We start from the raw sequence: 13952 nt of genomic DNA, 5'->3' as shown, positions 1-13952 counted from the left end.
GTTGTCTCCCTTTTCAACCCGCCAAGCCTCGACAGTTGCCCGGCGCAAGTCAAGGAATGGCGAAGAACCGATTGAAACAGTCTGCGACAAGATCGGCACCGGACTCGTCATTCAGGTGCAAATGGTGGCCGCCTGGCAGCTGTTCCCGGCTAAAGGGTAGACGCTCCAGCAACTCAGGGTGTTTGGCGAGCATGCCGTCGGCAGCAACCACCAGTTTTGCAGGGCAATTGATCCGCTGGACGAAGGCCATCGCCTGTTCTGTTGTAAGACGCAGCGGTGATGGCAGCGTGAGACGATTGTCGGTGCGCCAGGTGTAACCGCCCGGCACCGGCATCAGTCCACGTTGCGCCAGCAGCTCGGCGGCTTCGCGACTGACCGCCACCAGCCCTTTCATGCGTGCTTCGATGGCACGGTCGAGCGTGTCGTACACCGGTTTGCGTTTTTCCCGCAAATCCAGTTGCGCTTGCAGGGCCATGCCCATGCGCTCGGCGGCATTGGCGGCATTGTCAGTAGGAGGAATAAGACCGTCGATCAAGGCCAGATGGGTGACGCGATCCGGCAAGGAACCGGCGATGATCAACGACGCGATAGCACCCATCGAGTGCCCCAGCAACGCAAACCGCTTCAGTCCAAGTTGTTCGGCGACTTGCAGTACATCGTGGGCGTAGTCCCACATGGCATAGCCTGCCCCAGCGGGTCGATGCCCGGAATGACCGTGACCGGCCATGTCCAGGGCAATGATGCGCAAGCCTTTGAGCTTGGGCGCCAGGCGGGCAAAGCTGTTGGCGTTGTCCAGCCAGCCGTGCAAGGCAATGACCGGTAAACCGTTTTCAGGGCCGAACAAGTGCGCCGCCAGCTCAATGTGCGGCAGGCTCAGACGGACTTCTTCGACGACATGGCTCATGCGCAATCCTGCTGCTGGCGCCCGCCCCAGCGGTCGAACAGGTCTTTGAGCAGCACGGCGGTGTCCTGCGGTCGTTCGAGGGGGAACATATGACCGCCGGGCATGGACAGGGACTCACCCAATGGCATCCGCCCGACCGAACTGGCGTGGTGGCGCATCACCACCTTGCTTGTGTGCCCGCGAACCACTGCCAACGGCACTTTCAACTGGCGGGTGCTGCCAGGACTGGTATGCGGCACGCCGCGGTAGATGCTGATTTCCGTCGCCGGATCGAAACGCAGGCGCAGCTTGTCGCCGACCTTATGCAAGCCGTGTTGCAGGTACGCGTCGAAGCATTCCGGGTCGAAGCTGCGAAACAGGTTTTTGCCGGCGAAATAGTGACGGGCGCTTTCCAGGTCGGAAAACTCCTCGCGACGACCCAGCGTACGCCCGGCCGGTGTCAGCCGATCGATGAAACCAAAGCGCTTGGCCGCGCGAATGACCCATTGATCGGTGCGGGTCAGTACCGGCGAATCGAGCATCACCACGCCGCGATACAACTCGGGACAACGCAATGCCGCATGCAAATGCAGGACACCGCCAAAGGAGTGGCCAACGCCCCACACCGGATCCGATTGTTGTTGCAGGTGATGAATCAGCTCATCCACCAGGTTGTACCAGTTGTCGTCCGCCGGGAAACGCGGATCATGGGCGTGCTGCTCCAGATGCGTCACCTGAAACTCGGGTGCCAGCGCCGCAAACAACTTGCCGTAGGTTCCCGATGGAAAACCATTGGCGTGGGCGAAAAATATCTGTTGCGACATACCTGCAAATCCATGAGCGAGAACAGGCGTTGATTGTCCGCAAGACGGCGTCCTGCAGCAATGACCGTAACTGACAGGAATGATGACAGTCCGGCCATGCGAATACCGATCCCTGTAAGAGCGAGCTGGCTCGCGATGAACTCAAGCGCACCGCGTTTTCCCGGTAACCCGCGTTATCGTTAGCGACCATCGCGAGCGAGCTCGCTCCTACAGAGGAACGCAGGTTTCAACGGGCTGGTGGATTTTCACCCAGCGGCACCACCGCCATTGTCAACCGCGACACACAACTGGCCTTGCCCTCGTCACTGGTCAGACGGATATCCCAAACGTGTGTCGTGCGACCAATGTGGATCGGTTTGGCTACCGCCGTCACCCGCCCGCTGCGCAAGCCGCGCAAGTGGTTGGCATTGATTTCCAGGCCCACGCAGTAGAACTTGCTGGCGTCGATGCACAGATAGCTCGCCATGGAACCGACCGATTCGGCCAGCACCACCGAGGCACCGCCATGCAGCAAGCCGTAAGGCTGGTGAGTGCGGTGGTCGATGACCATGCTCGCCGTCAGCGACTCTTCGTCGAAGGCTTCGAAACGGATGTCCAGCACTTCGCCGATGGTGTTTTTCTGGATTGCGTTCAACTGCTCGATGTTGGGAGTGGTACGCCACAGACTCATCGCAGATTTTCCTTGTTGGTTTTGTTCGTGGATCAATCCTGCCACAGCACCGCTTCGCTGTGCTCGCTCCATTCTGCAAAGCGTTCGCCATACGCAGCTTCGATCACGTTGCGCTTGATCTTCAGGGTCGGCGTGAGAAAGCCGTTCTCTACCCCCCAACTGTCCTTGACCACCACAAGCCGCCGCAGGCGTTCGTGTTTATCGAGCGCCCCATTGACCTCTTCCAGGAGTTTTTCCAGGCTGGAATGCAAGCCCGCCCGCGCTTCTTGCTGGCCGACGGCCGATAGCACGCACAAGCCCAGCGGCGCACTCAATCCATCCCCGACCACACAGACCTGCTCGATGCGCGAGTGCACCGCCAGCCGGTTTTCAATCGGCGCCGGGGCCACGTATTTGCCCTTGCTGGTCTTGAAGATTTCCTTCAGGCGCCCGGTCAGACGCAGGTTGCCTTCGGCGTCTTCTTCGCCCTTGTCACCGGTGCGCAGAAAACCGTCCTCGGTGATGGTGTCGGCGGTTTTTTCCGGTTCTTTGAAATACCCGAGCATGGTTGCGCCACTGCGCACCATGACCTCCCCGGTCTCGGCGATCCGCACCTCGACTTCCGGGCACGGCTTGCCGATCCAGCCCGGTTTGTTCTGGCCCGGCAGACCGATATGGGAATAACCGCAGCTTTCGGTCATGCCGTAAACCTCCAGCACATCCAGGCCCAGCTTGCGATACCACAACAGCAAGGTCTGCGGCACGGGTGCAGCACCCGAGAGCGCAACGCGCAAGGCATCCAGCCCGAGCCCGGCGAGGACTTTATGCCCAACCCGTTTACCGATAAATGGCAGACCAAGGAGGAAATCCAGGCGCTTTGCCGGGATCTTGCTGTACACGCCCATCTGGAACTTGGTCCAGATGCGCGGCACGCCAAACAGCGCGGTTGGCCGCGCCCTTTGCAGGTCAGTGAGAAAGGTGTCGAGACTCTCGGCAAAGAACACGGTCTGGCCGGTATAGATCGACGCCAGTTCGACAAACATCCGCTCGGCCACATGGCACAGCGGCAGATAGGACAGCAACCGGTCCGACTCATTGAGGCCGAACAACGAGGTGCCGCGAGTGGTGGCGAATCCCAGATTGCCAAAGCTGTGCATCACGCCTTTGGGCATGCCGGTGGTGCCGGAGGTGTAAATAATGGTGGCGAGTTGATCGGCGGCAGGTTTTGGATCGTCCTGGATCGGCGAGCTACCTTGCAGGTCGGCCCAGCTGAAATCGAATGTGCCAGGCGGATGCAGCGGCAGGCTGATGGTCGGCAGGTCAGGATTGACCCCGCGGGACATGCCGGGCCAATCGTCGAGTTTGCCGATGAAGGCGAGCGCCGCTTCCGAGTGTTCGAGGACCTGGGCAACGGTCTCGGCGGTGAGGTTGGGGTACAACGGCACCGAGACATGCCCGGCCATCCAGATCGCCAGATCGGCAATGATCCAGTGCGCGCAGTTTTTTGAAATCAGGGCGATGTGGCTGCCTTGCGGAAGCTCTCGCGCTCGCAACCAATGCGCAGCACAACGGGCTTGATGACCGACATCCGCCCAAGTCAGGGTTTCGACCTGGCCGCCTCCGACAGGCTGGACCAAAAAGCGCTGGCGCGGATGACGCGCCTCACGCTCGTAGAAAAGGTCCAGTGGCAAACGAAAAGCAGCAGACATGACTCGCTCCTGTTTTTTTGGTCTGGAGCAAGCGTAGTCAACCAAGCAAGTGCTTGGTTGATTTTTTTGCATCAAAAGATCGCAGCCTGCGGCAGCTCCTGCACAAGAATGGCGTACATCCTGTAGGCGCTGCCGCAGGCTGCGATCTTTGCTTTTAGGGGCGCTTGAGACTGTTGAGGCGCATCGACCCGACAAGCAGCTCATTGCTTTCGAGCTCAGCCAGAGCGGCCGTGCTGACCCGCTCCGGCGGATGCCCCGCGCCATGCTGCAGGTAGCTCAACAGATTCCCCACCAGCGGATTGTGGCTGACCAGCAGTACATCGCTCACCGCCACCATTTGCTCGGCGACCTTGTCCGGCTCGGTGTCCGGCGTCAGCCACTCGACGGTGCGGATCTCCGGCTCGAACCCCAAAACCTCGCGCACCAGATGCGCGGTCTCCTGCGCTCGCAGGTACGGGCTGGCATAGATCGCCGTCAGCGGCTTCCCCATCAACTGCTCGGCGCTGCGCAGCACTTCCTCACGACCGTGGTCCGTCAACTCCCGCTCCGAATCGTGGGGGCGGGACCCGTGCGGTACAGCTTCACCATGACGTAATACCCAGAGTTTCATAGCTTGGGTTCCTCATCTCGGGCCGGATGCGGTGCAGGCGCCACGACGTGCGGCGCTTCACCTTCCGGTGTACGCGGCGTCGGCCAGTCGGCGAACGGCCAGGGTTTCTGGTCGCTGTGGAAGCTGCCGAAACGACCGATCTGCGCCAGGAACTGGCTCAGGCTGTCGCCGAAGTTCATCAGGCTGGCGCTCGGGGCGCCATAAAATAAACGATAGATCAACTGCACCAGCACGACGACGCCGAGGATGAACTGCGCCACCTGCCAGACCAGCACAAAGACGATCATCCACAGTACCCGCAGCAGGATGGATTCGTACTTGGCTTCTACTTTTTGATCGTTCATGTCTCGCTCCGTTCCTGTTAAGTAGAGGGCTCAGTTGAAACCGCTGGTGGAAATGAAATCGACGTCGGTTTTCGGTTCGCCGCGCATCAACAGGCCAATCACCTGCTCAAGCGTGCGCCCTTCGAACAAAATCGCGTGCAGCCCGGCGACCAGCGGCATGTACACGCCTACGTTCTGGGCCTTGGCCTTGAGCACCTTGAGGGTGTTCACCCCTTCGGCGACTTCGCCCAGGCGGGTGACTGCTTCTTCCAGGCTCAAACCCTGACCGAGCGCGAAGCCGACCTGATAATTACGGCTCTTGGGCGACGAACAGGTCACGATCAAATCGCCTACACCCGCCAGGCCCAGGAATGTCATCGGGTTGGCGCCCTGGTTCACCGCGAAGCGGGTCATCTCGGCCAGCGCCCGGGTGATCAGCATGCTCTTGGTGTTTTCGCCCATGCCCAACGCCACTGCCATGCCGGCGATGATCGCGTACACATTCTTCAGCGCCCCGCCCAACTCCACGCCAAAACGGTCGGCGCTGGCGTAAACGCGGAAGGTGCGACCGTGCAGCGCGGCCTGAACCTGCTGGCACAGCGCTTCGTCTTCACTGGCAACGACAGTGGCCGTCAGCGCATGCTCGGCGATTTCACGGGCCAGGTTGGGCCCGGACAGCACACCGATCCGTGCTTGCGGTGCGATTTCTTCAAGGATCTCGCTCATCAATTTGAAGGTGTGGGCTTCAATGCCTTTGGTCAGGCTGACGAGCATCTTGCCGCTCAAGCGCTCGGCGTGCGGCACCAGCACCGAACGCAGCGCGCTGGAAGGCAACGCGACGAAACACAGATCGCAGGCGTCCAGTGTCGCCTGTATATCGGTGACAGGCGTCACGGAGGGAAGAATTTTGATGCCCTTGAGGTAACGCGGGTTCTCGCGATTGACCCGAATGGCCTCGGCCTGTTCGGGGTCACGCATCCACTGAAGGACCTGATGTCCGTTTTCGGCCAGCAAATTAGCCACGGCGGTACCAAAACTTCCGCCTCCCAGGACCGCAATCGGGCGCTGATCAGTCATATGCAATCCGTTAATCCATACCAGTGGCAATGTCGGCATTATACGGAGCGGCCCGGTCGCGGCCAGTCCCCGTGTCAAATAGCGACACCGGTAGCAAGAAGACCCATAAATCCGAGGAAAATGCCGGCATCGCGAATGGAAAATTTGCGCGCCTCGGTTAACATGCGCGCCATCAAACGCCAACAGGGATGTGCTGTGTCTCCGGGTTCCCCTTCGCCACACTCGCCACTGGTCCTCGCGCTGATTTTCAGCTCGCCGGTGCTGGGCGACGATTTGTTCCTCGACAGCGAGCCGTTGCCGCAAGTGCTGACGGCCACGCGCCTGAAGCAATCGCCGGCCGCCGTGCCGGGGAGCATGACCGTGATCGACAGCGCGCTGATCACCGCCAGCGGCGCCCGGGACATCAGCGAACTGCTGCGCCTGGTGCCGGGCATGATGGTCGGCAACATCAGCGGCAATCAGGCGGCCGTGAACTACCACGGCACCAATGCCACCGAAGCACGGCGCATGCAAGTGCTGATCGATGGGCGCTCGGTGTATCGCGCCGGTTTGGCCACGGTGGACTGGAGCGATATTCCGGTAGCCATGGAAGACATCGAGCGCATCGAAGTCTTTCGCGGCCCGAACACCGTCAGTTACGGCGCCAATGCCCTGATGGCGGTCGTCAACGTCATCACCCATCGGCCGGCCGACAGCCACGGGACCCGCCTGAAGGTCACCCAAGGCCAGCGCGGCATCAACGATTTTTATGCCAGTCAGGGCGTCGGCTGGAAGGACGGTGATCTGCGCCTGTCGCTGTCCGGCCAACAGGACGATGGATTCGACATCGACCGTACCGGCGCCGACTACCACGACAGTCGCAGCCTCAACCGTTTCAACCTCGCCGTGAGCCAGACGCTCAATGAACGGCAGAGTATCGATTGGCAACTGAATGCCAAGGACGGCACCAACCAGCGCCCTTATACCTATCGACCGGTATTCCCGGGAATTATCCGCGCTGGCGACGATTCCGACGTCACGGCCAAGGACTACGCCGGCTCCTTGCGCTGGAACCTCGACATCAATCCTGACCACAGCCTTTACATCCAGGGCACTGCACAACATTGGGATCGCCAGCAAACCTGGCGCGCCTGTGACGCGGAGATTTCATTCAGCCCGCAGTTGACCGAATTGTGGCAACTCAACCCCAATTACACCGAACGCCTGGCCCGCAATATCACGCGTTTCACCGGCCGTGGTGCGCCGCCCGGTTCGCCGGCCGAACAGGCACTGGCCAATCAGGTTCTCGATCAATGGCGCAATGGCGTCAGCCAGACTGTCTGCGGCGACATCGACCAAAGCACCCGCGAATCGCGCTACGACCTCGAAGTGCAGGACACCCTGAGCCTGTCCGATAGCCTGCGACTGGTCAGCGGCCTGAACTATCGTTACGACCGGGCAGAGTCCGAGACCTACTTTAATGGCACCCTCGATGACACGACCTGGCGGGCGTTCAGCCAGTTCGAGTGGCGCGCTACCGAACACTGGCTGATGCAAGGCGGGGCCATGTTCGAAGATTCCCGGCTGATCGGCCGCTCAGTGTCGCCGCGGGTGGCAGTCAATTACCTGATCAACCCGCGACACGGCTTGCGCGCGGTGTACTCCGAGGCCGTCCGTTCGCCGGACATGTTCGAGAACAACATCAACTGGAGTTATCGGGTCGCCAACCTCAAGCCGGGCGCCTTCGGCCAGTCCAGTGCCCGCTACTTCGTCAAGACCCGTGGCCCCGGCGATCTCGATCAGGAGCACATGCGTTCCCGGGAGCTGGGCTACAACGGCTACTTTGCCGAGCGAGGGATCGCGCTGGATGTGAAGCTGTTTTACGACGAAATCTCCGGCATGATCAGCGAGCCGCTGCGCAACAATCAGTTCATCGCCAGCAACTCGAACAAGTCACGTTTTTCGGGTGCCGAGACCCAGCTCGACTGGCGGGTCGGCAGCCTCGATCGACTGCGCCTGACCTATGCCTATATCGACGTCGACGCGAGTAACCCGCTGGACGCCAGACAGACCGCCCGCAACAGCGGCTCCGCCGGTTGGCTGCGGGACTGGGGCCGGGGCTGGAACAGCGCCCTCTTCTACTATGGAGACGACGCGCTCAACGGATACCGCTTTGAACGGATGGATGCACGCATCGCCAAACGCATCAGCCTGGGCAAGGCCAGCCTGGAACTGGCCGGGGTGCTCCAGCAACGCCTCGACCATCAGCCAACCACCTTCGCTGAAAATCGCTACGATGAGCGTCATGTGATGTATTTCAGCGCGGAGCTGGAGCTCTAGGATGCGGTGTTACCCGGTCTGGAAATCGCCAGTGCTTGGCCGTTTGCTGGCCATGCTATGCCTGCTGTCGGCTGGCCTGCTGAGCAGCCTGACCGGCCATGCGGCGGATATTCTGTTGGCCGGGGCCGAGGACAGCCCTGGCATGCAGGCCTTCACCCAGGCGCTGAGCGAACGACGGCCAAACGACACCGTGCGCTTCCAGGCGCTGGCGAAGTTACCGGCGCCGGGCAATCTGCCCGACAACACCCGCTTGATTCTGCTCGACCTGGCCAGCCTCGACTGGCGCCTGCAGGACTCCGCCGGTCCGGCGACACTGGTGCTGCGGATCAGTCGCCTGCAGGCCCGACAACGCCTGAACGACACTCACCCGCCGCGCCTCTGCCTGTTGTGGAGTGATCCGTCACTGGAGCGGCAGTTGCGCCTGATCAAAGTCCTGCTGCCTCAAGTCAAACGCGTGGGCGTGCTCTACGACAATCACAGTGAGTTCCTGCTCAATGACTTGCGTCGGGCGGCGGGTCCACTGGGCCTTGAAGTCGTCACTCAACGCTGGGAAAACACCCACGACAGTCGCCCGTTGCAGGCATTGCTGAAAAACAGCGACGTGCTTCTGGGGCTGGACGACCCCAACCTGTACAACCCACAAACGGTGAAAAACCTCCTGCTGAGCAGTTATGCACGACAGATCGCGTTGATCGGCCCCAACGCAGGGTTCGTCAAGGCCGGGAGCCTGGCCAGCACTTACAGTGATCAGCACGATTGGCTGACCATCCTCGACGAACTGCTCGACCAGCCAACCTCCACCTGGCCACGTACGCATTACCCGAATCGTTTCAAGGTCGCGAGCAATCCGCAGGTGGCTCGCTCGCTGGGCATCGAAGAGATCGACGAGGCGCTCGTCGCCACATTGCTGGCAGAAGGAGAACGCCGCCCATGACCTTCCGTCGTCGTTGGGACATCAACACCCGTACCCAGCTCATCAGCCTTGGCCCTGCCCTGCTGCTGACGTTGTTGTTGATCAGCTTCTTCACCTTCGTGCGCATCCAGGATTTGCGCCAGGAAATCAATCACACCGGTCAATTGATCGCCAACCAACTGGCGCCCGCCACCGAATACGGCGTGATTTCAGGCAACAGCGAAGTGCTCGAAAGCTTGCTCAAGGCGACACTGGCTACGCCCAATGTGCGCTTTCTGGAAGTTCAGGACAGCGCCAACCGGGTGCTGGTGTATGTCGAGCAACCCTCTGAACACCACAATCGCCCAAAACAAGTTGAAGTGTTCCAGGCCCCGGTGCGGTTGCAGCGGATCGCTTTGCACAACGATTTTTTCCAGGGCAGTAAAACCGCCGCCAACGTGCCGAAAGAGGACTACCTGGGCCGCGTGATCGTCGGTCTGTCCAACGAGGCATTCAGCCAGCGCCAGCAGGAAATCCTGCTCAAGGCTGCGATTCTGGCGCTGTTCGCCCTGTTGTTTACTTTTGTGTTGGCCCGGCGCCTCGCCAGCAGTCTGTCGCAACCGATCCGCGATATCGGCAATGCCGTCAAGGCCATCCAGGAGGGTGACTACAAGACCCCACTGCCCATCGTCGATGACACGGAACTGGGGGCGCTGTCACAACACATCAACAACCTCGCCAGCGGTCTCGAACAGGCCAGCCGTGAACAGCATCAAGCGATGGCGCAGTTGATCCAGACCCGCGAAGAAGCGGAAACGGCCAACAACGCCAAGTCTGACTTTCTGGCCATGATGAGCCATGAACTGCGCACGCCGATGAATGGCGTGCTGGGCATGCTGCAGTTGCTGGAAACCACGGAAATGACCGAGGAGCAGGTCGAGTATGCAGCGTTGGCCTCCGAGTCCACCGAACATCTGTTGAAGGTCATCAACGATATTCTCGATTTCTCGCGCATCGAACGCTCGGAACTGGAGCTGGAACACATTCCGTTCAACCTCGCCGACCTGATCGGCAGCTGTGCCCAGTCGTTCCAGCACAGCGCGGCGCAACGTGGCCTCGATCTGCAACTGAAAATCCCCGACGACATGCGTGCATTGCAGGCCCAGGGCGATCCGACGCGCATCCGCCAGATTCTGGTCAATCTGCTCGGCAATGCGCTGAAGTTCACCGAACGAGGCCGCGTCACCATCGAAGCCCAATGGCAGTCGCTGGATCACGAACTGTTGTGGTTTACCTGCACCGTGCGCGACAGCGGCATCGGCATCCCGTCCGAAAGCCTGGAATTGATGTTCAATGCGTTTCAGCAGGCCGACAGTTCTATTTCGCGGCGCTACGGTGGTACAGGCCTGGGCCTGCCGATTGCCCGCACGCTTGCCGAGCGCATGGGCGGTACCTTGCGCGCTCAGAGCCAGGAAGGCCTCGGTTCGGTGTTCACCCTGGAAATCCCCTTGGCCCTGCATCAACAGACACCGGCCTCGCTGGTCCCGCGCGCGCCGGCCCGCGACAGCCATGGCGAAGGCCGCAACGTGCTGCTGGTCGAAGACAACCTGGTCAACCAGACGGTCATCGAAGCCATGTTGCGCAGCCTGGGTTTCAAGGTCAGCGTTGCTGTCGATGGCGCGCAGGCGGTTCGCAGTGCCGAGAGTCTGATTTTCGAAGCGATCCTGATGGATTGCCGGTTGCCGGTCATCGATGGCTATGAAGCCACCCGACAAATCCGCAAGCTGCCCGGTTGCACTGACCTGCCGATCATCGCCCTGACCGCCAATGCCTTGCAGGGTGACCGTGAAGCCTGTTTATCGGCGGGTATGAACGATTATCTGGCCAAGCCCTTCAAACGGAACGATCTTCAACAGATTTTGCAGCGCTGGGTGCAGTAGTACAGGCCTTTCGACCATCTGTGACTGGCGTGAAAGGCGAAAGTGCGGCAGTCTTAGGCACCTCGACTGGCCCGAAATGGGGCTTGAATAAAAATTTCAGTGCACAAGTGTACATTCATGTCCTTGGTGCTGTGACTTTCACCACAACGCAATAGTCTATGAGTAGGCTACCGATTCGAGGCATGAAGGCTTCGATCGGTCGGGAAGATTTGCCCCACCTGCCGCATGGGACTATTGAGGAGCTCGCATGACCAAACAAAACGCCTTTACCCGGGAAGACCTGCTGCGCTGCAGTCGCGGTGAGCTGTTCGGCCCTGGTAACGCGCAACTGCCCGCCCCGAACATGCTGATGGTTGATCGCATCACCCTGATCAGCGAAGAAGGTGGCAAGTACGGCAAAGGTGAATTGGTCGCCGAGCTGGATATCAATCCGGACCTGTGGTTCTTCGCCTGCCACTTCGAAGGCGATCCGGTGATGCCGGGCTGCCTGGGCCTCGACGCCATGTGGCAACTGGTCGGTTTCTTCCTGGGCTGGCAAGGTTTGCCGGGCCGTGGCCGTGCGCTGGGTTCGGGCGAAGTGAAATTCTTTGGTCAGGTCCTGCCGACCGCCAAGAAAGTCACCTATAACATTCATATCAAGCGCGTCCTCAAGGGCAAGCTGAACCTGGCCATCGCCGACGGTTCGGTCACTGTCGACGGTCGCGAAATCTACACCGCCGAAGGCCTCCGGGTCGGCGTCTTCACCTCCACTGACAACTTCTAAGGGTTATTCGCATGCGCCGCGTCGTTATCACTGGTCTGGGCATTGTTTCGTGCCTGGGCAATGACAAAGAGACCGTCTCCGCTAACCTGCGTGCAAGCCGCCCTGGCATCCGGTTCAACCCGGAATATGCCGAAATGGGTCTGCGTAGCCAGGTTTCCGGCTCCATTGACCTCAACCTTGAAGAACTGATCGATCGCAAGATCTATCGCTTCGTCGGCCACGCGGCGGCATACGCCTACCTGGCCATGAAAGACGCCATCACTGACTCCGGCCTGACCGAAGAGCAAGTGTCCAACCCGCGTACTGGCCTGATCGCCGGTTCCGGTGGCGCATCGACCCTGAACCAGATGGAAGCGCTGGATATCCTGCGCGAGAAAGGCGTCAAGCGCGTCGGCCCATACCGCGTAACGCGGACCATGAGCAGCACCGTTTCCGCTTGCCTGGCCACGCCGTTCAAGATCAAGGGCCTGAACTACTCCATCGCTTCTGCCTGCGCCACCAGTGCTCACTGCATCGGTACCGCCATGGAACAGATCCAGATGGGCAAGCAGGACATCGTCTTCGCCGGTGGCGGTGAAGAGGAGCACTGGAGCCAGTCGTTCCTGTTCGACGCGATGGGCGCCCTGTCCAGCAAGCGTAACGACACGCCGGAACAAGCTTCCCGTGCCTACGACGCCGACCGTGATGGTTTCGTCATCGCTGGCGGTGGCGGCATGGTCGTGGTTGAAGAGCTGGAACACGCTCTGGCCCGTGGCGCAAAAATCTACGCGGAAATCGTTGGCTACGGCGCGACCTCCGACGGTTACGACATGGTTGCCCCAAGCGGCGAAGGCGCGATCCGCTGCATGCAGCAGGCGCTCTCCACTGTCGACACCCCGATCGACTACCTGAACACCCACGGCACTTCGACCCCGGTCGGCGACGTCGCGGAAATGAAAGGTGTGCGTGAAGTGTTCGGTGACAAGGCTCCGGCGATCAGCTCCACCAAGAGCCTGTCGGGTCACTCCCTGGGCGCCGCCGGCGTTCACGAAGCGATCTACTGCATGCTGATGATGGAAGGCAACTTCATTGCCGGTTCCGCCAACATCGACGAGCTGGACCCTGAAGTGGCCGACCTGCCGGTGCTGACCAAGACCCGCGAAAACGCCACCATCAACACCGTGATGAGCAACAGCTTCGGTTTCGGTGGCACCAACGCCACGCTGGTACTGAAGCGTTGGGCAGGCAAGTAATTCCCTGCTGCTGAGCCGCACAAAAAAACGCCCCGACTGGTTCGGGGCGTTTTTTTTGCCTGAATAATGTGGCATCGCAAATCGCTTTTCGTAGGAGCCCGGCTTGCCGGCGATGACATCCTTGAAAACGCCATCGCCGGCAAGCCGGGCTCCTACAGGTATGCATTTCAAGTCGGGAATTCATTAACCCGGAGATGAAGCATTTGTCATGAAACCAAACGCCCTGCGACCGAATGTCGCGGATTGCGTGGGCTGCAGCACTGTTGCCGTTTTTGCAAAAAACCGTTACCAAACTCAGTCGTTTACTTAGCAAGCTACCAAACTCTATAACAGAGTCCTGCACATGCCTTGCTGCAGATAACAGAGATTGGAGCTAGCAGATGACTGTAAAAGTAACTGAACGCGACGATTCACATAAATCCCACGAGGGCGTAGCCGCTGGCATCCGGATCTGGGATGTCCATCAACAAGACCTGTTGGTGGGAATGTTCCACTCCGAAACCGATGCGCAGAACTACAAGGCCGAACTGGAAATACTTGAGCAACGGCGCGAGCTGCGCTCCGCGTAATCACAGCATTGAAAACGACAAACCCCGCCATGAGCGTAATGCTGTTCACTTAAGCGGAGCAGCCTTACGGTCCACCGGAAACCGGGTCTTTGATATCTTCACCGTCCTTGGCCTCGAAGGCCTCGGACGGTGATCCAGAAACATCCCTCCTACACCCGCCCT

The 13952-nt window shown here is 60.1% G+C and carries 13 protein-coding genes; 6 read left to right on the top strand and 7 right to left on the bottom strand.

Features of this window, described 5'->3' with window-relative positions; all coding sequences use genetic code 11:
* Positions 1 to 49: 49 nt before the first annotated feature.
* From CKW15_RS22160 to CKW15_RS22130, 7 genes are all read right to left on the bottom strand, one after another.
* Positions 50 to 904, bottom strand: a complete 855-nt coding sequence (locus tag CKW15_RS22160; RefSeq protein WP_095056566.1) for an alpha/beta hydrolase — start codon at positions 902 to 904, stop codon at positions 50 to 52.
* Positions 901 to 1707: an alpha/beta fold hydrolase gene (locus CKW15_RS22155; protein WP_095056565.1), complete on the bottom strand. Its 807-nt coding sequence runs from the start codon at positions 1705 to 1707 to the stop codon at positions 901 to 903. Before CKW15_RS22155 ends, CKW15_RS22160 begins: the two co-directional genes overlap by 4 nt.
* 226 nt (positions 1708 to 1933) lie before the next feature.
* Complete coding sequence (locus tag CKW15_RS22150) at positions 1934 to 2377, bottom strand: hotdog fold thioesterase (RefSeq protein WP_095056564.1); 444 nt, start codon at positions 2375 to 2377, stop codon at positions 1934 to 1936.
* A 32-nt stretch (positions 2378 to 2409) separates the two neighbouring features.
* Positions 2410 to 4065 (bottom strand): AMP-binding protein, encoded by a 1656-nt coding sequence (locus CKW15_RS22145; RefSeq protein WP_095152711.1) that lies wholly within the window; start codon positions 4063 to 4065, stop codon positions 2410 to 2412.
* 154 nt (positions 4066 to 4219) lie between these two features.
* Positions 4220 to 4675 carry a phosphohistidine phosphatase SixA gene (gene sixA / locus CKW15_RS22140; protein ID WP_095056562.1) on the bottom strand — a complete coding sequence of 152 codons (456 nt, stop codon included), beginning with the start codon at positions 4673 to 4675 and terminating at the stop codon, positions 4220 to 4222.
* The gene (locus CKW15_RS22135) at positions 4672 to 5019 is read right to left on the bottom strand and encodes a DUF4389 domain-containing protein (protein ID WP_095056561.1); all 348 of its coding nucleotides are present in this window, start codon (positions 5017 to 5019) and stop codon (positions 4672 to 4674) included. The genes sixA and CKW15_RS22135 overlap by 4 nt, the downstream gene beginning before the upstream one ends.
* Positions 5020 to 5049: 30 nt before the next feature.
* Positions 5050 to 6075 (bottom strand): NAD(P)H-dependent glycerol-3-phosphate dehydrogenase, encoded by a 1026-nt coding sequence (locus CKW15_RS22130; RefSeq protein WP_095152710.1) that lies wholly within the window; start codon positions 6073 to 6075, stop codon positions 5050 to 5052.
* Between the two features lie 195 nt (positions 6076 to 6270).
* Between CKW15_RS22130 and CKW15_RS22125 the strand changes: the two genes are divergently transcribed.
* The 6 genes from CKW15_RS22125 to CKW15_RS22100 all read left to right on the top strand — a co-directional run bounded on the left by CKW15_RS22125 (position 6271) and on the right by CKW15_RS22100 (position 13790).
* Positions 6271 to 8394: a TonB-dependent siderophore receptor gene (locus CKW15_RS22125; RefSeq protein ID WP_095152716.1), complete on the top strand. Its 2124-nt coding sequence runs from the start codon at positions 6271 to 6273 to the stop codon at positions 8392 to 8394.
* Position 8395: 1 nt separating this feature from the next.
* Positions 8396 to 9328, top strand: a complete 933-nt coding sequence (locus tag CKW15_RS22120; RefSeq protein WP_095152709.1) for an ABC transporter substrate-binding protein — start codon at positions 8396 to 8398, stop codon at positions 9326 to 9328.
* Positions 9325 to 11226 carry an ATP-binding protein gene (locus tag CKW15_RS22115; protein WP_095152708.1) on the top strand — a complete coding sequence of 634 codons (1902 nt, stop codon included), beginning with the start codon at positions 9325 to 9327 and terminating at the stop codon, positions 11224 to 11226. Before CKW15_RS22120 ends, CKW15_RS22115 begins: the two co-directional genes overlap by 4 nt.
* A 247-nt stretch (positions 11227 to 11473) precedes the next feature.
* Positions 11474 to 11989 carry a 3-hydroxyacyl-[acyl-carrier-protein] dehydratase FabA gene (gene fabA, locus CKW15_RS22110; protein WP_003227150.1) on the top strand — a complete coding sequence of 172 codons (516 nt, stop codon included), beginning with the start codon at positions 11474 to 11476 and terminating at the stop codon, positions 11987 to 11989.
* A gap of 11 nt (positions 11990 to 12000) precedes the next feature.
* Positions 12001 to 13221, top strand: a complete 1221-nt coding sequence (gene fabB, locus CKW15_RS22105) for a beta-ketoacyl-ACP synthase I (RefSeq protein ID WP_095056557.1) — start codon at positions 12001 to 12003, stop codon at positions 13219 to 13221.
* A 380-nt stretch (positions 13222 to 13601) separates the two neighbouring features.
* Positions 13602 to 13790 (top strand): hypothetical protein, encoded by a 189-nt coding sequence (locus CKW15_RS22100; RefSeq protein ID WP_095056556.1) that lies wholly within the window; start codon positions 13602 to 13604, stop codon positions 13788 to 13790.
* Positions 13791 to 13952 lie beyond the last annotated feature (162 nt).

The sequence above is a fragment of the Pseudomonas sp. Irchel s3b5 genome (assembly GCF_900187435.1).
GTDB lineage: Bacteria > Pseudomonadota > Gammaproteobacteria > Pseudomonadales > Pseudomonadaceae > Aquipseudomonas.
Note: the sequence above shows the minus strand (reverse complement) of the source record. Positions and strands in the feature narration are given on the sequence as shown.